Source organism: Actinoplanes sp. HUAS TT8 (assembly GCF_051380535.1).
In the GTDB taxonomy this organism is placed as follows: domain Bacteria; phylum Actinomycetota; class Actinomycetes; order Mycobacteriales; family Micromonosporaceae; genus Actinoplanes.
In genome coordinates this window covers 10,230,668-10,254,031 of the sequence record NZ_CP195646.1, presented here as the reverse complement: position 1 = coordinate 10,254,031, position 23,364 = coordinate 10,230,668, and the positions used below count along the sequence as shown (strand labels likewise).

The 23,364-nt window shown below is 70.1% G+C and carries 24 protein-coding genes; 10 read left to right on the top strand and 14 right to left on the bottom strand.

Features of this window, described 5'->3' with window-relative positions; all coding sequences use genetic code 11:
- Positions 1 to 7: 7 nt before the first annotated feature.
- Genes ACSHV8_RS45850 through ACSHV8_RS45830 form a run of 5 tightly spaced genes read right to left on the bottom strand, consistent with a single transcriptional unit; the run spans position 8 to position 4,233 of the window.
- Positions 8 to 421, bottom strand: a complete 414-nt coding sequence (locus ACSHV8_RS45850) for a hypothetical protein (protein ID WP_436526753.1) — start codon at positions 419 to 421, stop codon at positions 8 to 10.
- A 36-nt stretch (positions 422 to 457) separates the two neighbouring features.
- Complete coding sequence (fabG, locus tag ACSHV8_RS45845; protein ID WP_436526751.1) at positions 458 to 1,222, bottom strand: 3-oxoacyl-ACP reductase FabG; 765 nt, start codon at positions 1,220 to 1,222, stop codon at positions 458 to 460.
- Positions 1,223 to 1,275: 53 nt separating this feature from the next.
- Positions 1,276 to 2,922, bottom strand: coding sequence for an alpha-amylase family protein (locus tag ACSHV8_RS45840; protein WP_436526749.1), 1,647 nt, complete (start codon positions 2,920 to 2,922; stop codon positions 1,276 to 1,278).
- Positions 2,915 to 3,889: a hypothetical protein gene (locus ACSHV8_RS45835; RefSeq protein WP_436526747.1), complete on the bottom strand. Its 975-nt coding sequence runs from the start codon at positions 3,887 to 3,889 to the stop codon at positions 2,915 to 2,917. Before ACSHV8_RS45835 ends, ACSHV8_RS45840 begins: the two co-directional genes overlap by 8 nt.
- Positions 3,886 to 4,233 (bottom strand): PadR family transcriptional regulator, encoded by a 348-nt coding sequence (locus tag ACSHV8_RS45830; protein WP_436526745.1) that lies wholly within the window; start codon positions 4,231 to 4,233, stop codon positions 3,886 to 3,888. Before ACSHV8_RS45830 ends, ACSHV8_RS45835 begins: the two co-directional genes overlap by 4 nt.
- A gap of 72 nt (positions 4,234 to 4,305) precedes the next feature.
- On the opposite strand from ACSHV8_RS45830, the gene ACSHV8_RS45825 reads away from it, so the two are divergent.
- Positions 4,306 to 4,938: a DedA family protein gene (locus ACSHV8_RS45825; protein WP_436526743.1), complete on the top strand. Its 633-nt coding sequence runs from the start codon at positions 4,306 to 4,308 to the stop codon at positions 4,936 to 4,938.
- A gap of 94 nt (positions 4,939 to 5,032) precedes the next feature.
- On the opposite strand, the gene ACSHV8_RS45820 is transcribed toward ACSHV8_RS45825, so the two are convergent.
- From ACSHV8_RS45820 to ACSHV8_RS45800, 5 genes are all read right to left on the bottom strand, one after another.
- Positions 5,033 to 6,223 (bottom strand): chitinase, encoded by a 1,191-nt coding sequence (locus ACSHV8_RS45820; RefSeq protein ID WP_436526741.1) that lies wholly within the window; start codon positions 6,221 to 6,223, stop codon positions 5,033 to 5,035.
- Positions 6,224 to 6,259: 36 nt separating this feature from the next.
- Entirely contained in the window at positions 6,260 to 7,531 is a 1,272-nt protein-coding gene (locus tag ACSHV8_RS45815) for a chitinase (protein WP_436526739.1), read from the bottom strand.
- Between the two features lie 168 nt (positions 7,532 to 7,699).
- The gene (locus ACSHV8_RS45810) at positions 7,700 to 9,073 is read right to left on the bottom strand and encodes a carbohydrate-binding protein (RefSeq protein WP_436526737.1); all 1,374 of its coding nucleotides are present in this window, start codon (positions 9,071 to 9,073) and stop codon (positions 7,700 to 7,702) included.
- A 518-nt stretch (positions 9,074 to 9,591) separates the two neighbouring features.
- Positions 9,592 to 10,290, bottom strand: a complete 699-nt coding sequence (locus ACSHV8_RS45805) for a YidC/Oxa1 family membrane protein insertase (protein ID WP_436526735.1) — start codon at positions 10,288 to 10,290, stop codon at positions 9,592 to 9,594.
- A 57-nt stretch (positions 10,291 to 10,347) separates the two neighbouring features.
- Positions 10,348 to 10,620 (bottom strand): DUF6412 domain-containing protein, encoded by a 273-nt coding sequence (locus ACSHV8_RS45800; protein WP_436526733.1) that lies wholly within the window; start codon positions 10,618 to 10,620, stop codon positions 10,348 to 10,350.
- A 79-nt stretch (positions 10,621 to 10,699) separates the two neighbouring features.
- Between ACSHV8_RS45800 and ACSHV8_RS45795 the strand changes: the two genes are divergently transcribed.
- Together ACSHV8_RS45795 and ACSHV8_RS45790 are read left to right on the top strand one after the other, a co-directional pair.
- Positions 10,700 to 11,881, top strand: a complete 1,182-nt coding sequence (locus tag ACSHV8_RS45795) for a carboxylate-amine ligase (protein WP_436526731.1) — start codon at positions 10,700 to 10,702, stop codon at positions 11,879 to 11,881.
- 220 nt (positions 11,882 to 12,101) lie between these two features.
- Positions 12,102 to 13,415 carry a polysaccharide deacetylase family protein gene (locus tag ACSHV8_RS45790; protein WP_436526729.1) on the top strand — a complete coding sequence of 438 codons (1,314 nt, stop codon included), beginning with the start codon at positions 12,102 to 12,104 and terminating at the stop codon, positions 13,413 to 13,415.
- Here the strand turns inward: ACSHV8_RS45790 and ACSHV8_RS45785 are convergent.
- A complete protein-coding gene (locus ACSHV8_RS45785) occupies positions 13,405 to 14,220 on the bottom strand; it encodes an Fpg/Nei family DNA glycosylase (RefSeq protein WP_436526727.1) in 816 nt (271 codons plus the stop codon). The genes ACSHV8_RS45790 and ACSHV8_RS45785 overlap by 11 nt on opposite strands.
- 172 nt (positions 14,221 to 14,392) lie before the next feature.
- On the opposite strand from ACSHV8_RS45785, the gene ACSHV8_RS45780 reads away from it, so the two are divergent.
- The 4 genes from ACSHV8_RS45780 (at position 14,393) to rocD (ending at position 17,977) form a co-directional block, all read left to right on the top strand.
- Positions 14,393 to 14,998 (top strand): ATP-dependent Clp protease proteolytic subunit, encoded by a 606-nt coding sequence (locus tag ACSHV8_RS45780; RefSeq protein ID WP_436526725.1) that lies wholly within the window; start codon positions 14,393 to 14,395, stop codon positions 14,996 to 14,998.
- Between the two features lie 116 nt (positions 14,999 to 15,114).
- Positions 15,115 to 15,678, top strand: a complete 564-nt coding sequence (locus ACSHV8_RS45775; RefSeq protein WP_436526724.1) for a hypothetical protein — start codon at positions 15,115 to 15,117, stop codon at positions 15,676 to 15,678.
- 263 nt (positions 15,679 to 15,941) lie between these two features.
- Entirely contained in the window at positions 15,942 to 16,766 is an 825-nt protein-coding gene (ddaH, locus tag ACSHV8_RS45770; RefSeq protein ID WP_436526722.1) for a dimethylargininase, read from the top strand.
- Positions 16,763 to 17,977, top strand: a complete 1,215-nt coding sequence (rocD, locus tag ACSHV8_RS45765) for an ornithine--oxo-acid transaminase (RefSeq protein WP_436526720.1) — start codon at positions 16,763 to 16,765, stop codon at positions 17,975 to 17,977. The genes ddaH and rocD overlap by 4 nt, the downstream gene beginning before the upstream one ends.
- 529 nt (positions 17,978 to 18,506) lie before the next feature.
- Here the strand turns inward: rocD and ACSHV8_RS45760 are convergent.
- Entirely contained in the window at positions 18,507 to 19,655 is a 1,149-nt protein-coding gene (locus ACSHV8_RS45760) for an FHA domain-containing protein (protein ID WP_436526718.1), read from the bottom strand.
- A 145-nt stretch (positions 19,656 to 19,800) separates the two neighbouring features.
- Between ACSHV8_RS45760 and ACSHV8_RS45755 the strand changes: the two genes are divergently transcribed.
- The gene (locus tag ACSHV8_RS45755; RefSeq protein WP_436526716.1) at positions 19,801 to 20,592 is read left to right on the top strand and encodes a hypothetical protein; all 792 of its coding nucleotides are present in this window, start codon (positions 19,801 to 19,803) and stop codon (positions 20,590 to 20,592) included.
- A 6-nt stretch (positions 20,593 to 20,598) separates the two neighbouring features.
- Here the strand turns inward: ACSHV8_RS45755 and ACSHV8_RS45750 are convergent, their stop codons facing one another.
- On the bottom strand, positions 20,599 to 21,642 hold the full coding sequence (locus ACSHV8_RS45750) for a 1-acyl-sn-glycerol-3-phosphate acyltransferase (protein ID WP_436526714.1): 1,044 nt from the start codon (positions 21,640 to 21,642) through the stop codon (positions 20,599 to 20,601).
- Positions 21,639 to 22,478, bottom strand: a complete 840-nt coding sequence (locus tag ACSHV8_RS45745) for a patatin-like phospholipase family protein (RefSeq protein WP_436537258.1) — start codon at positions 22,476 to 22,478, stop codon at positions 21,639 to 21,641. The genes ACSHV8_RS45750 and ACSHV8_RS45745 overlap by 4 nt, the downstream gene beginning before the upstream one ends.
- A 59-nt stretch (positions 22,479 to 22,537) precedes the next feature.
- On the opposite strand from ACSHV8_RS45745, the gene ACSHV8_RS45740 reads away from it, so the two are divergent.
- Both ACSHV8_RS45740 and ACSHV8_RS45735 read left to right on the top strand, forming a co-directional pair.
- The gene (locus tag ACSHV8_RS45740) at positions 22,538 to 22,909 is read left to right on the top strand and encodes a MerR family transcriptional regulator (RefSeq protein WP_436526712.1); all 372 of its coding nucleotides are present in this window, start codon (positions 22,538 to 22,540) and stop codon (positions 22,907 to 22,909) included.
- The gene (locus ACSHV8_RS45735) at positions 22,891 to 23,238 is read left to right on the top strand and encodes a thioredoxin family protein (protein WP_436526710.1); all 348 of its coding nucleotides are present in this window, start codon (positions 22,891 to 22,893) and stop codon (positions 23,236 to 23,238) included. The genes ACSHV8_RS45740 and ACSHV8_RS45735 overlap by 19 nt, the downstream gene beginning before the upstream one ends.
- Positions 23,239 to 23,364: the final 126 nt, after the last annotated feature.

Genomic DNA, 23,364 nt, shown 5'->3' with positions numbered 1-23,364 from the left:
CTACTGATCATCCACCTGAGGAGCCGTGGCTGCCCGAGGAGCCCTTGCTGCCGCTGCCGCCCTTGCCGACGACGCCGGTCTTGACCGTCCCGTTGCCGACCCGGCCGGTCGACGGCAGCCCGTACGTGCTCCGCGAGGAAGCATCGTTGTACGCGAACCGGCTGCCGCCGGACGGCAGTTTCTGCCCGACCCGATAGCCCGACCGGTAGCCCGGTGAGTGGTAGATGTAATACGGCCCGCCGTTGCGATAACCGCCGTTGTCGTCGCAGTAGTCCTCATCGACGATCACGCCGTTCTCGTCGGCGCAGTAGAAGCCCTCGTCGTGATAGCGGTCGTTGTCACAAGCCGCCGCACCACCGGCCGCGAGCAGCAGAAATGTGCTGGTCAGCGACACGCTGCGGGAGCTCATGCGTCGGTTCATCACTTCTTTGTAGCCGCTCTCAGCAAGTTGCCAGTATTAATCTTTGGGCCCGCCGGCCACATAAATCACCTGACCGGACACGAATCCGGCACCCTCGCTCGCGAGGAACGAGACGGTGTTCGCCACATCCTCGGGACGGCCCGCGCGGGCCACCGGGATCTGACCGATCGACGCCTTCTCGAAGTCGGCGAAGTCGACGCCCATCCGCGCCGCGGTGGCCCGGGTCATGTCGGTGACGATGAATCCGGGCGCGACCGCGTTCGCGGTGATACCGAACTTGCCGAGCTCGATGGCCAGCGTCTTGGTGAAGCCCTGCAGACCGGCCTTGGCCGCCGCGTAGTTGGCCTGACCGCGATTGCCCAGCGCCGACGTGCTCGACAGGCTGACGATCCGGCCGAAGCCGGCGTCGACCATGTGCTTCTGCACCGCGCGGCTGAACAGGAACGAGCCCTTCAGGTGCACGCTCATCACGATGTCCCAGTCGTCCTCGGTCATCTTGAAGAGCAGGTTGTCGCGGAGCACCCCGGCGTTGTTGACGAGCACGGTGGGCGGGCCGAGCTCGGCCACGACCCGCTCCACCGCGGCCGTCACCTGTTCCGGCTTGGCGACGTCGGCACCGATGGCGACCGCAGTGCCGCCCGCGTCGTGAATCGCGGTGACCGTGTTCGCACAGGCGCCCTCGTCGAGGTCGACGACCGCGACGGACAGGCCGTCGGCGGCGAGCTTGAGTGCGATGGCCTCACCGATGCCGCGCGCGGCTCCGGTGACGATGGCGACCCTCGACGATGCGGACTGCGACACTGCGGCCTCCCGTTGTGATCTTCGCTGCTCCTGACGGGTGACTCTAATCCGCGTCACACGGTCCTGTGGAGTCGGATCCAGCGGTAACCATGTCCGGACACCTTGAGGTCGTCGAGCTTGCCCGGTTCCGGGTACTCCGAGTCGGCCAGGACGTCGTTGGGCAGTTCCGCCTCGCCCTCCAGGCTGCTCAGGTCCACGGTCACGTCGTCGGGGCCGAGGTTGTGCAGGAACAGCATGCTCCCGGCGGGCCCGTCGGCCCGGTGCACGAGCAGGCTGCGGGGCGCGGGCACGTCGACGTGCGTGCACGAACCGACGCCGACCTCGGGCGCCTCGCGCAGCGTGCGGATCATGCGCTCGAACCACGACAGCAGCGAGGCCGGGTCGTGGCGCTGCCGGGTGACGTTGATCTGCTCGTACCCGTAGCCGTCGTCGGTGACGACCGGGCGGACCAGCTGGTCCGCGGGGGCGGTGGAGAACCCGCCGTTGGCCAGGCCGGACCACTGCATCGGGGTGCGGATCGCGTCCCGGCCCTCAAGCGCCAGGTCGTCGCCCATGCCGATCTCCTCGCCGTACCTCAGCACCGGGGTTCCCCGGAGGCTGAACTGCAGCGAGTACGCCAATTCGAGCCGCCGACGATCGTTGCCGAGCATCGGGGCCAGGCGCCGGCGGATGCCCCGGCCGTAGAGCTGCATGTCCTCGTCCGGGCCGAACTTCGCGAAGACGTCGGCCCGCTGCTCGGCGGTCAGCCGGGACAGGTCGATCTCGTCGTGGTTGCGCAGGAACGTCGCCCACTGGCCGCCAGGCGGCAGCGCCGGGGTGTCCCGCAGCCCGTCGATGATCGGCTCCGGGTCCTCCCGGGCCAGCGCGAGCACCATCTTCGCGTTGAGCATGAAGTCGAACAGCATGTGGATCCGGTTGCCCGAGCCGCCCTCGTCGCCGAAGTAGGTGACCAGCTGCGCCGGCTCCACATTGGCCTCGGCCAGCAGCACCGCGTCGCTCTTGCGCCACTGCAGGTGCTGGCGCAGCTCGGTCAGGTAGCCGAAATCCTTGGCCGCGTCCGGCTTGCCGGGAACGGTCTCCTCGATGATGAACGGCACCGCGTCCATCCGGAACCCGGCGACCCCGAGCTGCAGCCAGAACGCGCAGATCTTCTTGATCTCCTCGCGGACCTCGGGATTCTTGATGTTCAGGTCCGGCTGGAACTTGTAGAACCGGTGGTAGTACCAGAGCTTGGCCGTCCGGTCGTAACTCCAGGTCTCGGCCTGTTCGCCGGGGAAAACCATGCCCTGGTTGCGGTCCGGCGGCGCGGTCTCGCTCCAGACATACCAATCACGGTACGGAGAGTCGGGCGACGACCGGGCCGAGACGAACCACGGGTGCTTGTCCGAGGTGTGGTTCACCACCAGGTCGATGATCACCTTGATGCCCCGGTTGCCGGCCTGATGCAGCAGCTCGGCGAAGTCCCCGAGGGTGCCGAACCGCGGGTCGACGTTGTAGAAGTCGGCCACGTCGTAACCGTCGTCGCGGTCCGGCGACGGGTGGATCGGGTTCAGCCAGATGCAGGTCACCCCCAGCCGGGCCAGATAGTCGAGCCGGCCGATCAGCCCGGGGATGTCCCCGATGCCGTCCCCGTTCGAGTCGGCGAAGGTATCGATGTCGAGGCAGTAGACGACCGCCTGCTGGTACCACCGGTCACTCATGCACCTTTACATGTCCCCGCCCCCGGACGGCAAAACGTCGGGCGAACCAGAACCCGGCAATCGCGACGATCCCCAGCGGTGCCAGGGAGAGCACCACCCCGCGCAGGGAGATCACCTCCGGGACCCGTGAGGTCATGCCCGCCAGCACCGTCGAGTCCCAGCCCGTCATCAGGACGATCGGCGCCAGCAGCATCCCCAGGAACAGCAGCGCCGCCCGCCACCGCACCGGCCGATCGGTGCCGACCAGCACACCGGTGAAGAGCGCGAAGGGCAACCAGACCGACAGATCGTCGGGCTGCAACGCGGTCGTCTCGACCGCCCACGTCGCGAACGGGGTGACCGCCGCGGCCACGGCGATCAGCCCGAGACCGAACCGGCCGGTCAACACCCGGATCGGGCGGGCCGGGGCGGCCACGGCGAACGCGACGGTCACCACGATCGCCATGCTCGGCGTCCAGGCCAGACGCGACGCCGCCCACGGGGTCACACCCAGCCAGAAGGCCAGCGTGCCCAACTCGACCAGCAGGGTGAGGCCGGAGAGCAGGGCGGCGGCACGAAACCGCCCGGTCAGCGCGACCACGGCGACCGCGAGCCAGGCCACGGACCGCAACGCCGGATCGGCCAGACCGGCCGGGCCGGCCAGACGCAGCGGGACACCGCGGGCCAGATCCGCGACCGCCTCGGTGAACGTCGCGACGGCGAAGCCGCCGATCAGCAGGGCGACGAGGAGGGCGCTGAGCGCGGCGGCGTCGCGCCACGCCGTACCGTGATCGGCTTTTGATCCTCGCCCGAAGCGGACCGTGAGGGCCCCGCGGACCAGGTCGAACGCATCGGCCGGGCCGGGAAAGCGACGACCCGGCGGCGCGGCGGCCAGCAGCACGCCGAGCATCTCCTCCTCGTAGACGTCCCGGTGCGCGGGCGGGTAGAACCGCAGCAGCCTGCGATAACGCTGTTCCAAAGTGGTCACGCCGGGGCTCCCCCGAGCTCGGTGCGGCGAGCGCGCAACCGGCGCTCGGCGATGGCGGCCTGCCGGCGCAGGCGGGCGGTCTCGGCGGCCAGGCTCTGCTCGCCGGCCCCCGTGAGCCGGTAGTAGCGCCGGAGCCGGGACTGGACGACCTCTTCCCGGTCGACCTCGATCAGGCCCTCGACCCGCAGACGGTCCAGGGCGGCGTAGAGCGTGCCGGCGCGCAGCCGGACCCGCCCGTCGGTCATGGCGGCCACGTCCTCGATCACGGCGTAGCCGTGTCGCGGCTCCTCGGCCAGCGCGGTGAGCACCAGGAAGGTGGGCTCCCGCATGGGAACGTCGCTCATGGCGGAAGAATATACCGATCATCGGTATATACGGAAGTGGTTGCCGTCGCGATCACCGGGTACCAGTGATGGATGGCAGAACTGAGCGGACTGGCCGGCTGGGTCGCATCGGTCATCGACACGCTCGGCGAAACCGGTGTCGGCCTGCTTGTGGCCCTGGAGAACCTGGTTCCGCCGATCCCCAGCGAGATCGTGCTGTCCATGGCCGGATATCTGGCCAGTGAGGGGCGGGTCAGCCTCACCCTGGTCTGGGCCGCCGCGACGCTGGGCGCGCTGATCGGGGCGCTGCTGCTCTACTGGCTGGGCCGCGGGCTCGGCGAGGAGCGGCTGCGGCGGTGGCTGGACCGGATCCCGCTGGTCGACGCCGAGGATCTCGATCAGGCCGACCGGTGGTTCGAGCGCCACGAGAACGCGGCCGTGCTGGTCGGGCGCTGCGCTCCGGTGGTCCGCAGTCTCGTGTCGATCCCGGCCGGGGCCAATCGCATGCCGCTCGGACGATTCGCGCTGTTCACGGCGATCGGCAGCGGGGTGTGGAACGCGCTGTTCGTCGGGGCCGGGTATGCGCTCGGGTCGCGCTGGCAGGACGTGGAGAAGTACAGCCACTGGTTCGACTACGGGGTCTGGGCCTTCTTCGCGATCACCGTCGGCTGGTGGATCACGAAGAAGGTGCGGAAACGGCGGAGCGCGGGCGCTCGCGCTTCCTGAGACGTGCGGGAACGGCGGAGCGCGGCCGCCCGGGTGGACGACCGCGCTCCTTCACGCCGTACGCGCAAATCGGTGTTGATCTTTAAAAAAGGGCTCAGAAACCGGCGCTGATCTTGGTGAACGCCCAGTCGGACTGCGCAATGCCGGAGCAGTCGGAGACCACGCCGCCGCCGGCGCAGCCGCGGTCCCGGTTGACCGCCCAGAAGGTGAAGCGGGCCAGGTTGTTGTTCTTGGCGTAGTCCCGGAGGCGGGTCCAGGTGTCGACCGAGGTCAGCTCCTGCTGGTCGGAGAGACCGTTCATGCCGGAGATGCCGATGTGCGAGTAGGCCTGCGCGTCGGTGTAGCCGAAGGTGGTCTTGACCAGGTTCTTCAGGCCCTCGGTGGCGCCGACGGTGGAGGCGTACATGTCCGCGCCGCCGCCGAAGTCGAACGGCATCTGGGTGAAGATGTCGATGTTGGCGCCGAGCGCCTTGGCCTGCTGGACCAGCCGGGTGCCGTAGTAGTTCGGGCCGGTCGGCAGCGTGCCGAAGGTGATGATGGTCTTCACCGACGGGTTGTTGGCCTTGATGACCTTCAGGGCGCCGAGGATCCGGTCCTGGACCGCGGTGTTCTCGAACTCGTCGGTGTTCTCGATGTCGACGTCGATCGCCTTGAGACCGAACGCGTTGATCACCTTCTGGTACGCGCCGGCCAGCGCGTCGACCGTGGTGCAGTTCGGGCCGAGCTTGTTGCCGCTGTAGCCGCCGATCGACGGGATGACGTCGGCGCCGGCCGCCTTGATCTGCGAGATGTAGCTGGCGTGCACGCCACCGGTCAGGCCGGACTCGCCGTCCCACACCGGGTTGCAGCCGTTGGCCAGCACGAACGCCATCGTGAAGGACTTGATGCCGGTGGCGTTGACGACCGTGGCCGGCGCCGGCGGGTTGCCCCAGCCCGGGTAGACGTAGGGCGCCGAGGCCATCTTCGTGCCGGTGGTCGGCGGGTTCGTGGTCGGCCCGGTCGGCGGGGTGGTGGTCGGGGTGGTCGTGCCGCCACAGGCGCCGTTGTCGATCCAGACGTCCCACTGGCCACTGTGGGTGGCCGGCGACTCGTTCTGGGTCCACCACTTGGCGGTGAAGTTGTGGCCGCTCTGCGAGGCGACGTTGTCCTTGACGTACGTGGCGGACGAACTCCAGGCCGGGGCGCAGGCCGTGGCCGCGCTGGCGAAGGTCATCGGGAGTACGGCCGCGGCCGCACTGGTGGCCAGGACCGCCGAGACGAGGGCGATCTTCCTGCTCGTGCGCATGGGAGCTCCGAGGGGGATGAGAGGGATGGGGTCGGATCAGGGCAGGGTGGCGAGGTGCGGGTCGATCGTGTTGGCCCAGTTGCTGCCGTTGGTGACGTCCCAGTTGATCGACCAGGTCATGGCGCCGCGGATGCCCGGGTAGGTCGCCGGCGGCTTGAACGTTCCGCAGTTGGTGCCGCGGGCCAGGCAGTCCAGGGCGGCGTTGACCACCGACGGCGCGACGTATCCGCCCCCGGCCGCGCTCGTGCTGGCCGGCAGGCCGAGCGAGACCTGGTCGGGCCGCAGGCCGTTCTGGGTCTGGATGCAGGCGAGCGCGGTCAGGAAGTTCTCGGTGCCCTGGCTGTACGCGTTCATCTGGTCGCAGCCGAGCATCGCGCCCGAGTTGTAGAACTGCGTGTGGACGACCGTGAGGATGTCCTTGATCGACAGTGCCAGCGCGAAGTACGACGACCCGGTGCTCTGCATGTCGATGGTCTGCGGCGCCATCGTGATGATCAGGTTCGCGCCGGCCTTGGCCCGCAGCGACCGCAGCGCGCTCGCCATGTAGGTGGCGTTGAGCCCGTTCTCCAGGTCGATGTCGACGCCGTCGAAGCCGTAGGCCTGGATCAGCGAGTAGACCGAGTTCGCGAACGCGGTGGCCGCGGCGTCGCTGGAGACGCTCACCGAACCCTTCTCGCCGCCGACCGAGATGATCACCTTCTTGCCGCGCGAGTGCAGCGTGGCGATGTCGGCCTTGAACTGCGCGTCGGTGTAACCGCCGACCGCGCCGGCCAGGCCGGAGTCGAGGGTGAAGCTGACTGCGCCCGGGGTCGAGGTGGCGTCGGCGAAGGCGACCGCGATCAGGTCGTACGTGCTGGGGACGGCGGCCAGCTTGAGCGGGGCCGCGCCGTTGACGAAGTTCTGCCAGTAACCGGTGAGGAAGTGCGCCGGGAGGGATCCGGTGCCGGTCGGCTGGGTCGTCGGGCTGGTGCTCACGGTCGGACTGGGGGAAGGACTGGTGGTCGGGCTACTGGTCGGGCTGCTGGTGGGACTGCTCGTCGGCGTCGTCCCCCCGCCGCAGGTCCCGTTGTCGATCCAGACGTCCCACTGGCCACTGTGGGTGGCCGGCGACTCGTTCTGGGTCCACCACTTCGCGGTGAAGTTGTGGCCGCTCTGCGAGGCGACGTTGTCCTTGACGTACGTGGCCGTCGAACTCCAGGCCGGGGCGCAGGCCGCGGCGGCCGACGCATCGCCGGCGAACCAGGTGGCGGTGCCGGCCGCGACTACCGCCGTGACCGTCGCGAGAAGAACCGATCGGGAGCGCTTCATAGCTGTCCTTCCATGCGCCTCCGGTGAGATGGTTCAATCTTTAAGACTGTTAACAGTAAAAGTAAAGGGGGTATGAACCTTAAATATCTTTAAATCTCGATCCGTGGTGATGGCGCGACAACGAGCCGTGACCGCTGGTCAGCGGGCACGGCTCATCGACGATCTTTTCTACTTGCGGAACTGGATCCAGTTCACGTTCACGAAGTCGGCCGGCTGGCCACTGGTGAAGGTCAGGTACACGGTGTGCGTGCCCGTCACATTGGCCACATTGGCCGGTACCGACGTCCAGGTCTGCCAGCCGCCGGTCGAGGCCAGCGCGAAGCTGCCGATCGGCGCGTTGCTGCGGCTGTCCACCCGGACCTCGACCAGCCCACTGATCGCGGTTCCGGCACCGGAGGCGACCCGGCCCACGAAGTCCTTCACCCCGCCGGACCCGAAGTTCACGTTGTCGAACTGCAGCCAGTCACCATTCGCGATGTAACCGACGTCCTGACCACCCTCGGAACACGTCTCGACCGTCACGCCGGCCGCCGCGTTGTAGGACTCGGCCTGGATCTGCGCGTACGCGTCCCGCGTCCCGCTCGCCGGCGGCGTCGTGGTCGGCGGCGTGGTCGTGGTGCCGCCCGACGACTGGTAGACCGCCACGTAGTCGACCAGCATCGGCACCCCGGACTGGGTCGCCGAGGTCGGCCCGCCCCCGAACGCGGCCGGGAAACCACCGCCGATCGCCACGTTCAGGATCACGAACATGCCGTGGTGCGTCGCGTTGTTCCAGGTCGTCGCGTCGACCTGGGACGAGTTCAGCGTGAAGTAGTTGTTGCCGTCCAGATACCACCGCAGCTGCTCCGGGGAGGTGCTGCGGTCATACTCGATCGCGTACGTGTGGAAGCCGGTCTGGCAGCCCGAACACGCGCGCTCGCCGCTGGTCAGGCCGGTCGTCTCGTTGCAGACACCGCCCGGATTCGTCCCGCAGTGCAGCGCCGCGAAGACCGAGGACCGGCCGTTGATGTCCTCCATGATGTCCCACTCGCCGATGCCCGGCCAGTTCGTCGCCCCGACCGGCCGCGCCGCGGCACCCAGCGCCCAGAACGCCGGCCAGTAACCGGCCGCCGCCGCACCGCTCACGTTCGGTTGCTGAATCCGCGACTCGATCCGCACCTTGCCACCGGCCGGCGCCGCGAAATCGGTCCGCTGCGTCTCCACCCGACCCGACGTCCACGCCCCGGACGAACTCCGGATCGGCTTGATCACCAGGTTGCCGCCGCCGTCCTGGTAGACGTTGGCGGTCGAGTCGGTCATCGTCTCGACCTCGCCGGTGCCCCAGTTGGCCGCGCCGCCGGCATATCCGGTGCCGATGTCGTACAGCCAGTTCGACCGATTCAGCCCAGTGCCGGCCGCGCCGGTGAAGTCGTCGCTGAAGACGAGCGACATCCCGCTCGGCGGCGCCGGCACGGCCGCCTCGGCAGAGTTCACAAAGGTCACGGACGCCACGATCGTCAATGCCGCGGCGGCTGTCGCGAGGAGTCTCCGGGGAGCTGCCATGAGGGAACACGCCCTTTCGAGGGGGATGGGTGTGTGAGAGCGCTCTCAGGAGAAGATTGCACGCTTGTTTCCGCAACTTGTCAACGAACGTCGATACGTCATAACCCATCAAGATCTTCATTGCCTCGGTCCGCCGGGGTACAGATCGTCGCTCCCGCGGGGACCCTTCCGACCCTCGCAGGCCGCTGGCGCGGCCAGAACGCGAGGCCCGAAAGGGCGACGTGGTCTTCTGGTCACGCTCAGAGCAACAAACCCGCCCACCCCCGAGACCACCCGCCTGAGCCCCGTGCCCCACGGCCCGCGAGGCGGCGGCCCACCCAGCCCCCAGCCACGACTCGCGGTCGTCGGCTGGCGCTCAGGGCTGCCTCCGGGCCCCTGAGACGACCCTGAACACCAGCTCGGACTCTCCGGCTGGCGCTCAGGGTGGGTCGGGCCGGTTGAGGAACCCCGGAGAGCCTGCTGCGGAAGTGCTAGCTCGCGGTGGTGAGAGGAAGCCCGGAGAGCCGGCTGCGGAAGTGCTAGCTCGCGGTGGTGAGCGGGGCGGGGACCAGGCGGCGGCGGACCACCTGCTCGGCGGCGGTCCAGGCCGCGGACGTGACCAGGTAGAGGCCGCCGGCCAGGGGGAGCCAGGCGACGGCCAGGACGCTCAGCCACGGGAGGTACTTGAGCAGCTTGGCGGTCATCGCGGCCGCCTGCTGGGTCGGGTCGGCCGGGTCGGCCGGGGCCGGCGGGACGGCCCGGCGGGAGGACCACCAGGCGATGGCCGCGGACAGGGCCAGCAGCACGGCGAAGACCGGGAGACCGGCCGAGAGGTGCGCGGTCAGCGGGACTCCGGCGATCGCGCCCGCCGGCGGGTTCAGGGCGACCCGGTACATGACCATGAAGAACGGGGCCTGGACCAGCGCCGGGAGCAGGCCGGCGAACGGGCCGATGCCGTGTTCACGCTGCAGGGCGAGGGTGGCCGTGGCCAGCTCCATCGGATCCTTGTGCTTCTTGCGGAGCGCGGCGAGGTCCGGAGCGAGGACGGCCCGGCGGCGCTCGGTGCGGATCTGCAGATAGGTGAGCGGGGTCAGGGACGCGCGGACCAGCAGCGTGAAGACGACGATGGCGACGGCCGCGGCGAGGCTTCCGGCGACCGGGTCCAGGTGCGTGGCCAGGGCGGTGATGGCGGTGTGGGCGGCGTTGACGACAGCGTGGAACAGACCGGTGACAGACATGGACGTACCCCAAGGGTCCGGAACGAGTAGGACACCTAGGCGGCAGCGCGAGAGAAGCTACGCGGCCGCGGGGTTGGCGGTCGGGGCTCTGGGGCGCGGGCGACCGGCGGCGTCCGGGTCCAGGAGGCGGGGCGCCGACGCGCGGGAGCGGCGGGCGAAGGCTCGCAGGCCGGGAATCAGGCCGGCGAACAGGACCGGGACGGCGACCGCGGCGACGACCAGCAGCGCGGCGGTGACCAGGGCGAGCGCCAGGACCAGGCGGGGCCCGCTGCTCAGGCCGGGTTCGAGCAGGGCGGTGCCCGCCAGCGCCCAGTACCCGACCAACAGCATGGGATGAAGCCTAGCTCGACCTGGCAACCCGGCCCTGAGCTGCGGTTTCCCGGAAGAACCGGGAGGGTATCCGCTGGCCATGGATGCCGCTGCCGAGGGCACGACGACTATCGACCCGCGATTGGCCGCACGAGCCGAGCGACGGGATCTTCTGACACTGGGGATCGAGGAGGAGTACCTGCTCGTCGACGCGGTGGAGCCCCGCGGGGTGGAGACCGTGGAGGCGGTGCTGGCCGAGGTCCCGGAGGATCTCCGGGCCAGCGTGCAGCACGAATACCTGCGCAGCCAGATCGAGGTGGCGAGTCCACCCCAGCTGGAACTGATGGGCCTCTACGAGGCGATGACCAAGCTGCGGACCGAGCTGGCCGACGCGGCCGAGCGCGCCGGTTCGCGGCTGCTCGCGGTGGGTTGTGGGCCGGCCGCCGGGCCGAACACGCGCCTGGTCGACAAGCCGCGCTACCACCAGATGCGTGAACGGTTCGGCGATCTGTCGCCGGGGCAGGGCCTGTGCGGGACGCACGTGCACGTGAGCATTCCGGATGACGAGACCGGCGTACGCATCCTGAATCATCTGCGGCCCTGGTTGCCGGTGCTGCAGGCGGCGACGGCGAACTCGCCGCTGTTCGGCGGGCGCGACACCGGGTACGCCAGCTGGCGCTCGATGATGTGGGAGCGCTGGCCGACGGTCGGGCCCACGCCGTACCTCCAATCGCATGATCATTATCTGACCCTGATCGCGGATCTCGAGGCGAGCGGCGCGATGCTCGACGCGGGAATGCTCTATTGGTACGCCCGGTTGTCGGCCAACTATCCGACCGTGGAGATCCGGATGGGCGACGTGACGCCCACCCTGGACGACGCGATGCTGCTGGCCGCGCTGGCCCGGGCGCTCGTCGCGACGCTGCTGAACGAGGTGCGGGACGGCGTGGACGCGCCCGACGTGCCGCATCCGCTGCTGATGGCCGCGCACTGGCGGGCCGCCAAGGACGGTCTCGACGGGCTCGGCCTGGACATGGCCAGCCGGGAGCCGCGGCCCGCCTGGAAGCTGTTGCGGCAGCTGGTCGACTACGTCCGGCCGGAGCTGGAACGGCACGGCGACTCGGAACTGGTGACCGTGCTGAGCGACCGATTGCGATCACGCGGGACGGGGGCCGCGCGCCAGCGGGCGTTGCTTGCCAAGGGTGTTCCGGTGGCCGGGGTGGTGGACCGGCTGGCCCGGATGACCCGCGGCGAGACGGAACGCGACGAGAATCTCAGCTGAATGGCAACAGATATTGCTCACAGGAATACGGTGAGTGACCAGCTGAAACAGCGATGAGTGACGGCGCGATGACCGATCTGGTATCGCGCCTGATCTTGTCAACCGGTAGGCATGACGAATGCCGCCGTATACCTCGCCGCAATTGACGAGCTCCGGCGACGTAGCCGCGACGGGTGGGCGGCACCGTCGGCCGGACTCTGCCGACGGCTCGGAGACGACTGTGCCCCGGCCGAGGTCGCGCACGGAGGTCCTGGGGCCGTCGCTGCGCTCCGCTGTGGACGCTCCCGCCGTCGCCGAAGCTCCGACCCGCGCCGCCCGGGCCCGCCACCGAGCGGGTGACACCGGGTCGTACAGCACCGTCCGTACCGTCAAGGAATCGTCGTCGCGAAGCTCGCGCCGCGCCGCGGAGAAGAAGCGGTCCCGCGGGAAACGACCGGTCACCGGTTCGCACCGCGCGCCCGGCACGTTCCCCTTGGAGACGTGGCTGGAAGCGGCCAAGAACCGGCCCACGACCGTGCTCGGCACGCTCGTGGTGGCCGGTCTGCTGATCACCGCGGTGCCGCTGTCGCAGCCGAGCAAGAGCGACCCGGGCTCGCTGACCGCCGCCGCGCAGGCCGCGGCCTCGGCCCAGGCGGCGCAGCAGCGCGGCAAGGCCGGCGACGCCGGGGAGAAGCCGGGCGAGGCTCAGGCCGACCCGGTCGCCGGCAGCACCGCCAAGCCGACCCCGGAGGCGACCGTCACCGGCAAGCCGGCCCAGTTCAACCCGGCCACACCCCTGCCCCAGGGCGCCGGCCCGGGCAAGTCGCTGCTCACCACCGGCGGTCAGCAGGTCGCGCTGACCTTCGACGACGGGCCGGACCCGGAGCAGACCCCCAAGATCCTGGCAATGCTGAATCAGTACGGCGTGAAGGCCACGTTCTGCCTGGTCGGCGAGCAGGCGGCCAAGCATCCGGAGATGGTGCGGCAGATCGTCGCGGCCGGTCACACGCTCTGCAACCACACGTACAACCACGACCTGGCGATCGCCAAGAAGACCCCGAAGCAGATCCGGGCCGACCTGGCCAAGACCAGCGCGGCCATCCGGGCCGCGGTCCCGGGCGCGTCGATCCCGTTCTTCCGGGCCCCGGGCGGCAACTTCAACGACAAGCTCGTGCAGGTGGCGCACGGCGCCGGGATGGCCTCGCTCTACTGGGAGGTCGACCCGCGCGACTGGGAGCACACCGAGAACGAGACCGACGCCGATCACATCAAGCGGGTCGTGGCGTCGGTGAAGAAGGGCGTCAAGCCGGGCGCGGTGATCCTCTCGCACGACTTCAACCAGCCGGACACCATCGCGGCCTACAAGGAACTGCTGCCCTGGCTGAAGGCGAACTTCGAGCTGGGTGTCCCCTCCGGCACCGGCGAGACCCCGCGCACCCCGGTGACGACCGCGCCGACCCCGGCCACCCCGTCCCCGTCGGCCAGCACGGAGGCACCGCCCGTGGGTGCGACGCCGACGGTCAGCGCCTCGGCGACGCCGACCGCTACTTCCTAGCGGGCTGGCAGGTCGGGCACCAGTAAAGGTTCCGGCCGGCCAGCGGGCCGATCGCGACGGCCGTGCCGCAGACCAGGCACGGCTGGGCGGCGCGGCGGTAGACATACACCTCGCCGCCGTGCCGGTCGACGCGCGGCGCCCGCCGCATCGCCTCCGGCGTGTGCCGGGTGTGCACGGTGTCGATGCGGCCCCGGGCGACACCCTCCTTCATCAGCGCGCGCAGATCGTCCCAGAGCGCCGACCACAGCTCCCGGTCGATCGCGGTGCCCGGGGTGAGCGGCGACAGGCCGGCCCGGAACAGCACCTCGTTGGCGTAGATCAGCCCGCAGCCGGCCACGATGGACTGGTCCAGGAGCAGGGCGAACAGCGGCTTGGTGCTGGATCTGACCTTCGTGTACGCCCGCGCGGGGTCGGCGTCGTCGCGCAACGGGTCGGCGCCGAGGCGGGCCCGCAGCGACTCCACGGCCGGCGGATCGAGCACCTCGCAGGCGGTCGGCCCGCGCAGGTCGAGCCAGTGCGTGGGGCCGGCCATCCGCATCCGGACCTGGCCAACCGGGTCGGGCAGCGGCGGCTCGCCCTCGGTGAACTTGCCGTAGAGCCCGAGGTGCACGTGCAGGGTGCGATCGCCCTGGTAGTGGTGCAGCAGGTGCTTCCCGTACGCCTCGGTGTCGCGCAGCACCAGCCCGTCGAGCAGCGCGGCGCCGCTCGCGAAGCGGCCCTGCGGGCTGGAGACGGCCACCGCGCGGCCGGCGAACAGCTCGCGATGGCGGGTGGCGAGGCGGTGAATGGTATGTCCCTCCGGCACCCGCCAAAGGTATCCGGAGCGCGTCCGGCTCCCGGCCGAGCGTGATCAGTGCCACCCACGACCCGACCATTCTGCCGTGAGCGGATTCGCCCTGAGGGGAATCGCTGGGTTTCGACACGCCCTGTGGGAGAAGGTGTGAGACGTAGAAGAGCGGATGCGAAAGGGTTGACCCATGAGTGTTGAACCGACCATGCGCGGCGGCGGCGCGTCCTTCGACGACCAGGTCTTCGAGCGTCTGCTCCGAGAGCGGATCATTTTCCTCGGCTCCGAGGTCAATGACGAGGTGACCAACCGGATCTGTGCGCAGATGCTGCTGCTCGCCTCCGAGGATGCCGACCGCGACATCGCGCTGTACATCAACTCCCCCGGTGGCTCGATCTCCGCCGGGATGGCGGTGTACGACACCATGCAGTACATCAAGAACGACGTGGCCACGATCGCGATGGGCATGGCCGCCTCGATGGGGCAGTTCCTGCTCTGCGCCGGCACCCCCGGCAAGCGGTATGCACTGCCCCACGCCCGGGTGATGATGCACCAGCTCTCCGGCGGCATCGGTGGCACCGCCGCCGACATCGCCATCCAGGCCGAGAGCATGCTGCACATCAAGCAGGTGATGAACGAGCGGATCGCGTTCCACTCGGGGCACACCCCGGAGGAGATCGAGCGTGACTCCGACCGGGACCGCTGGTTCACCGCCCAGCAGGCGAAGGACTACGGGCTGGTCGACCACGTGATCAGCAAGGCGTCCGACGTGAACGCGGTGTCCTCGCTGGTCTGACCTGCGATTTTGTTACGAGGGGCGCACGAAAGGTGCGTCCCTCGTGTCGTTTCCGGATGTCCCGGGTATAGAGCCACGTCAGATGACCCCCCGTTGAAGGAGGTGCTGACGTGAGGATGCCTACCTTTTCGCGTACGGCGACGACCGACACCGACGAGACGGCCCGGGTTCCGGTGCAGCCCCGCCGGGACGACGAGCCCACCACTCAGAACATCACCAAGCCGCGTACCGACGAGGGCACCACACAGACCCTCGTGAAGCCGCGGACCAGCACGGTCACCCCGCCCACGGCGGCCGAGCGCAAGCCGATCGCGGTCGGCCGCCCGGCCGAGCCGGTCAAGCCGGCCGTCGTCCGGCGTCCGCGGACCAGCGGCCTGGCCACGCTCGGCCTGATCGTCAGCATCGCCGGGATCGCGCTCGTGCTCTCCGGCCCGATGGCCGGCTACGGCATCGGCGTCGCCGGTCTCGGCCTGCTCCTGTCCCTGGCCGGCCTGGGCGCCACCCGCAAGCAGCACGTCGCCGGCAAGGGCGACGCCCTGATCGGTATCGCCGTCTCGATCGGCGCGATCGTGCTGGGCGTGCTCGCCCTCAACGGTCAGCTGAGCTGGCTCGGCACCGACGTCCAGCCGGCGTCGAACCTGCGGGAGTGGCTTGACGCACAGTTTGCAAACCGGTTCTGACGGGTAACTGACATTTACCGACAGCGATACTGTGGTCGGTACACCCTTCGGAACCGGGACGACCCCTCGTCGGCCCGCCCCGAATTCTCCGGCGGTTCGCCGGGCCTGTCCGGCGGTTCGCCGGTCGACCCGCACAGGCGCCGGGAGTGGCATGAGAATGCCGCCCCCGGCGCCTGTGTGGTATCCACACAACGATTCGCCGGCCTCCCCCGGGATCACGCAATGATCCGCCGGAGCACGCAACATCACGCCGGGGTACGTGGATGACCAGCGCCCCTAGCGTCTTCACCATGACCGCCAAGCGCCGCTATCTGATGTGCCGGCCCACCCATTTCGCCGTCACCTACCGGATCAACCCGTGGATGGACCCCACCGCGCCGTACGACAACGCGCTCGCCGTCCGCCAGTGGGAAAGCCTGCGCCAGACGTTCCTGGACCTCGGGCACACCGTCGACCTGGTCGACCCGCTGCCCGGGCTGCCCGACATGGTCTTCGCCGCCAACGGCGGGACGATCGTCGACGGGCGGGCGCTGGGCGTGCAGTTCCGGGACGCCGAGCGGGCCGACGAGGCGCCGGCCTACGCGGCCTGGTTCGCCGCGGCGGGCTTCGAGGTCGAGATGCCCAAGCACACCAACGAGGGCGAGGGCGACATCCTGCTCGCCGGGGACGTGCTGCTGGCCGGGACCGGGTTCCGCACCTCGCACGCGTCACACGCCGAGACGCAGGAATTCCTGCGCCGGCCGGTGATCACGCTGCAGCTGGTCGACCCGGCGTACTACCACCTGGACACGGCGCTCTGCGTGCTGGACGAGACGAACATCGCGTACCTGCCGTCGGCGTTCTCGCCGGGTTCGTTATCCGTCCTCCGGCAGCTGTTCCCGAATGCGATCATCGCAACGCCCGAGGACGCCGAGGTGCTCGGCCTCAACGCGGTCAGCGACGGCCACAACGTGGTGCTGCCGGTGCAGGCCACGCACCTCACCGAGGCGCTGCGCAAGGGCGGCTACCACCCGATCGGGGTCGACGTTTCCGAGCTGCGCAAGGCCGGCGGCGGCCCGAAGTGCTGCACGTTGGAGGTGCGCTCGTGACGACTGTTGAATTCCGTACGCCTTCCGCGCTGGCCGAGGCCGAGCGCTGGACCGCGCACAACTACCACCCGCTGCCCGTCGTGGTCGCCGAGGCCGAGGGCGCCTGGGTCACCGACGTCGACGGCCGGCGCTTCCTCGACATGCTGGCCGGGTACTCGGCACTGAACTTCGGGCACCGGCACCCGGCGCTCATCGGCGCCGCCCACGCCCAGCTGGACCGGCTCACGCTGACCAGCCGCGCGTTCGTGCACGACCAGTTCGCGGCGTTCTGCGGCGGGCTGGCCGAGCTGTGCGGCAAGGACCTGGTGCTGCCGATGAACACCGGCGCCGAGGCCGTGGAGACCGCGATCAAGGTGGCCCGCAAGTGGGGTTACCAGGTCAAGGGCGTCCCGGACGGCCAGGCCGAGATCATCGTGGCCGACGGCAACTTCCACGGCCGGACCACGACGATCGTCAGCTTCTCGACCGACCCGGAGGCGCGGGCCGACTTCGGGCCGTACACGCCCGGATTCGTGATCGTGCCCTACGGCGACGCCGAGGCGCTGGCCGCGGCGATCACCCCGAACACGGTCGCCGTGCTGGTCGAGCCGATCCAGGGCGAGGGCGGCGTGCTGATCCCGCCGGCCGGGTACTTCACGGCCGTCCGCGAGGCCTGCACCGCGAACAACGTGCTGCTGATCGCCGACGAGATCCAGTCCGGGCTCGGCCGGACCGGGAAGACCTTCGCCATCGACCACGAGAACGTCATTCCTGACATGTACGTGTTGGGCAAGGCGCTCGGCGGCGGCATCGTGCCGGTCTCGGCCGTCGCCGCGAACCGCGACGTGCTCGGCGTCCTCAAGCCCGGCGAGCACGGCTCCACGTTCGGCGGGAACGCGCTGGCCTGCGCGGTCGGCAGTGCCGTGGTCGGGCTGCTGCGCACCGGCGAGTTCCAGGAGCGCTCGGCCCGCCTCGGCGAGCGGCTCGAAGCGGGTCTCTCGGCGCTGATCGGCCAGGGCCTGGTCGGGGTGCGCTGCCGCGGGCTGTGGGCCGGGGTGGACATCGACCCGGCGCTGATGACCGGGCGGGAGGCGTGCGAGCGCCTGGCCGAGCGGGGCGTCCTGGCCAAGGACACGCACGGGTCGACCATCCGGCTCGCCCCGCCCCTGGTGATCACCGAGGAAGACCTCGACCACGCGGTCGCCCAGCTCGCCGCCGTCCTGGCCGCCTGACACCCGCCTGAGGCTCGCCTCGACGCGAGGCGCAAGCCCCGCCGGGCCCCGCGCCGCAGTCACCACCCGCGACGCCCACCCGACGCGACGTCCACCCCGCGCGACGTCCACCCCGCGCGGCGCCGACCCAGGTTCAGCCAGCGGCGCGGGTTGCGGGCTCAGCTGGTGCTGAGGGTTGTATCCGGCCGTTTTTGCAGCCCTCAGCGCCAGCCGACGGGCGGGAGCGCGGCTGGGGCTGGGGTAGGCCGCAGCCGTGCGTGGGCTGACGCACGGGACGCTGGTGGATGGTTTCGGGCGTGGGTGGGGTCTGTTGCTCGGAGCGGGACCTCCGGGGCTTCAGGAGGCGTCGACGGTTTGGTTGGTTTGACCGCAACCAAAAGACCACGTCGCCCTTCCGGGCCTCGCGTTTTGGCCGCGCCAGCGGCCTGCGAGGGTCGGAAGGGTCCCCGCGGGAGCGACGATCTGGACCACGGCGGACATAGGACATGAAGATCTTGAAGTTGATCTTCGGTCCTATGTCCGCTTCAGATCAGCGGCCGACCGGGCGGATCGCCATCGTCGGGGCTTCGGCCATGACCGATTGCGGTTGGACGACGCCGCCGTTCGACCAGAGCTTGGCGCGGCCGACGTGGACGCCGGCGTAGAGCTCGATGATGTCGTCCGGGGCGAGGACGCGCGATTCGTCCCGGTGCAGGGTGATCCGCTCGTCGTCGTTCTGCGAGCCGCCCGGGCGGACACCGGTGCCGTTGGTGCTGATGTCCTTCGCGGTGATCTCGCCGGCGCGCAGGGAGAAGCGGACGTGACCGCGACTGATCCATTTGCGGGCGTCGGCGGTGAGCCACTGGCCCAGCATGACGCCGCCGTTGCCCTCCGGCGCGCGACCGACAACGATCGGCTGGTCCTCGGAGACGGCGAACCGCTGGCGGATCACGCCGTCGATGCGGACCGAGAGCACCTCGGTGGCCGGGCGGGGACCCGCGTCCTTGAGGCGCTCGCCGTGGCGCGGGCAGGTCGGCACGCCGGCCCGGAGTGCGGGCGGCGGCTGGGCAACCGGGCTGGTGAAAGTGCGCATGTCGGCGAACGGGCTGTCCGAGTCGCCGCCCGAGCCGAACGTGGTGCAGTTGAAGTCCGGACATTTCCACAGCCGGGCGAGCAGCCGCTCACCCAGCGGGGACCGCGGCGACGGCTTGACCGCCTCGCCCCGGCCGACGCGGGCGACAAGCGTCGGGCCACCCTGCTGCGACACCAGGGCCAGCAACCGGCCCGGCTCGGCGACCCACGGACGGGTGGCGCGGAAACGATCCTCCCGGTCGCGGGTGAGCACCGGCAGGCCGAGCATCTCGGCCACCTCGAGCACCCGGTCGTCCATCTGCGGCACGACCTCGACCTTGCCGTCGTCGGCCCAGCGACGCACCACCATGCGCTCGTTGGACGTCAGGTCGGTGTCGGAGAGCAGACCGCGCGGGGCGATCACGTAGACCGGGACGTTCTCCTCGGCGACGTAGCGCCCGAACGCGTCGACCAGCAGGCCGAGCCGGACCAGGCTGGCCGGGCGGCCGCCGTCGAGGTCGGCGTAGCGCACCACCTCCGACAGATCGACCACGGCCCGGGCGAGAGCCGGGTCCGTGGTGAGCCGGGCCTCGATGGCGTCGAGGACCTTGCTGACCTCGAATCTCACGAGTCCTCCCCCTGTCTGAACAACATCGGTTCATCATGCCCCGGCCATGGTCGCAGCGGCCAACCGGGCAGAGAGTGTCCGTTTGCTCGTCACCACGATCGGGAACCTTCGCCATCGACGGTTCTCACCGACAGGAAGGACAGCCATGCGGACTACACGGCTCGCTCTCACCGTGGCCACGGCCGCGATCGCGGTGGCGGGCTGCACCGCGAACGGGACAGCGGCGACCTCGTCATCGAGCGCCCCGGCGGCTTCGGCCGCACCTTCCACCAGCGCCGACCCGGCCGCGGTCAAGGCGCTGTCGGACGCGGCGGCGGCCCTGGGCAACACCAGCTTCAAGATGACCATGACGAACGGCGCCGGCTTCCAGCTGACCGCGAACATCGACGCGCCGCACGGCAACGGCAACGCCGAGGTGGTCGCCAAGGGCAGCAACACCGCGCTGACCGTCAAGACGCTGCTGTTCGGGCAGGATCTGTACGCCCAGATCCCCGGCATCACGCAGGGCGACACCTGGACGCACGTGGACATGGCCCGCCTGCCGGACAGCGCCAACATCGGCCTCAAGCCCGGGCAGATCGACCCGGCCAACACCGCCGACCTGCTCAAGTCGACCACCGATGTGACCACCGCCGGTGAGGGCGCCTACTCGGGCACGCTCGACCTGACCAAGGCGGCCGGGGTGGCCGGGATCAGCAAGGTCACCGTCGACGGGTACGGCGCGGACGCGCAGAAGGTGCCGTTCGAGGCGACGCTCGACCCGCAGGACCGGCTCGAGACGCTGACGCTGCGGCTGCCGGCGGTCGACAACCGGGAGGCGCAGCCGCTGGTCGTCAAGTACAGCGACTACGGCCAGACGGTGACCACCGAGAAGCCCCCGGCCGGTCAGATCGTCGAGGCGCCGGACAACGTCTACCAGGCGCTGGGCGGCAAGTAGTCCTTCTCAGCCGGCGCCGCGGTCGATCCACAACGGCCGTGGCGCCGGCCGGTTCTCGTCGATCCACGCGTCGATGCGCGCCCACCAGGCGTAGAGCCAGTCGATCCGCTCCTGCTCGCCGACCGGCACCTCCTCCGGCGGGACACTCCAGAACCGCATCACCAGGCGCTTGTCCATCGGCAGCTCACGCCACACGTCGCCGACCGTGACCATCCGGTCGAGGCCGGTGTGGGCCACGAAGATCACGCCGGCGTCGGGCGCGGCGTCGATCGCCGCGAGCAGGCCACCCGGTTTCGGCGGCAGCAGGTTGTGCAGGTTCTCCGCCTTGACCGCCATGTCGTCCAGACCGCTGGCCCGCAGCCGGGCGATCGCCTTGACCTTGCGGCGCGGCGTGAAGTTGCCGCCCTCCGGGAAGATCACGAAGGCGTCGTTGTCGTCCAGGCCGGTGGCGAGCTCGCCGATCTGATCCTCAAGCGTCTCCGTCGCCGTCCGCCCCGGGGTGATGAAACGGTTCGGCAGGCGGTTGAGCAGCACGTCGACCGCCGGATCCCACTGCAGCGCGGCCTTCAGCACGATCCGCGGCTCCCGGGCGAACCAGTTGACCAGCGCGTGGATCAGGGTGAACGAGTCACCCGGGCCGGCGTGCCGGCTGACCACGATCTCCGGGCGGCCCGGCTGGGCGGTGTCCGGATCGGTGCCGACCACGTCGATCGCCAGGTGCAGCGACCAGCGGGCGAACCAGAACAGCGTGCGCAGGAACCAGCCGGTCACCACGTAGTGCGCCCGCTGGAAGAACGGGTTGCGGATCCGGAGGCCGAAACCGGAGGCCAGCCAGAGAACGGTCAGCACGATCAGGGCGGCGGCGTCCCACACCACGTAGACGATCAGCAGGAAGACCAGCCGGGGCACCCGCAACCGGCCCGGGACCAGCGGCGACACGGCCAGCGCGAAGAGCAGCCAGATCGGCAGCGTGGTGAGCAAGGTCACGGCGAGCAGGACGACGGCCGGGGCGATGACGAGGCGGCGGACCCAGGTCGGAGGAAGGCTCACGGCAACGGGTTCACATTGGCGGCCAGATAACGCCGGGACGCGGTGTAGGCCCGGCTGATCCGGCGGCCGACCCGAGCCATGTCCCGATAGGCCCACGGCGAGTCGTCCCCGGTCTCGCCGCTGCCGCTGGGCAGGACGTGCACACGGACGGCGTCGGGCAGGGTGGCCATGTCCCGGGCGAACCGGTGCCGGCGGGCGATCTCGAACGCCACCTGGGCCACCTCCCATGGTCGTCGCGGGACGGTGAGCTGCCGCTCGACCCGGCCCACCTGCAACACGAAGATCAGTTTGGCGCCGAGCCGGACCGCCTCGCTGATCGGGATCGAGTTTACGATCCCACCGTCCACAAAGTGCTCCCCGCCGATCTCCATCGGGGGCAGCAGACCCGGCACGGCCGACGACGCGAGCACCGCGTCGACCAGCGGGCCACTGTCGAACCAGCGCTCGGCGGCCCGCTCGATGCTGGCCGCACAACAGTGGAACGGCACCTTCAGATCGGCGAACGTGGCCGCCTCACCCAGCTCGCCCTCCAGCAGGCGGCGCAGCGGGAGCGGCGAGTGCAGGTGGGTGCGGGCCGCGAACCGGCGCAACTGACGGCCGATCGAATCGCCGTAGACGGCCGCCGCCTCGGGCGACGCCCAGAGCCGGACCAGCCGATCGGTGACCGCCTCGCCGGGCTCGGCCGCGACCAGTGCGCCGTTGACCGCCCCGATCGAGGTGCCGACCACCAGATCCGGCCGGAACCCGGCCCGGAACAGGGCCCGGAGCATGCCCACCTCGACCGCCCCGAGAACACCACCACCGCCGAGCACGAACGCCACCGGACCGTCGACCATGCGCCCCATCGTTGCACGGTCTTGCCTTGACGCCGGTGTCAAGCCGTACCGTCGGCGACATGCTGATCGGGGAGCTCGCCGAACTGGCCGGGACCAGCCCGCGCACGCTGCGGTACTACGAGGAGCACGGGCTCGTCCAGGCCCGCCGGGACGCCAACGGCTACCGGCAGTACGACGACGGCGAGCTGCGCGTGGTGCACGAGATCCGCACGCTGCTGGCCTCCGGGTTCGGGCTGGACGACATCCGGCCCTTCGTGGCGTGCCTGCGGGCCGGGAACAGCGCCGGCCACGTCTGCCCGGACTCGGTCGCCGTGCTCCGCCGCAAGATCGCCGAGGTGGACGACTACCTGGGCCAGCTCACCGAGGTCCGCGAGCGGCTGCACGACCAGCTCGATCAAGCATTGGAGAACCCATGCCGGAGAACACTCTGACCACGATCACCGACGCCACCTTCGACGAGCTGGTGCTCCAGGCCCGGCGACCGGTGGTCGTCGACTTCTGGGCGACCTGGTGCCCGCCCTGCGGACCGATGTCGCGCGTGCTGGCCGAGCTGGCCCCCGAGTTCGACGGGCAGCTGGTGATCGGGACGCTCGACGCCGATCAGAACCCGGTGACCACGATGGCGTACCGGGTGCTGGCCATGCCGACGCTGCTGTTCTTCCGGGACGGGGTGGTGACCTCGTCGATCGTCGGAGCACGGCCGAAATCGGTGCTGCGGGCCGCGCTCGGGAACGTGGTCACGCCCTACGTGAACCGCTAGTCCAGCTCGGGCATCGGGACCGGCTGCGGGCGGGGATGGCAGGCGCCGCACTGTGCGGCGTCCTCCACCACCAGAGCCTCGGCCCGGTCCCGGATCGTCGATCTACTGATCTCCAGGACGTACGGC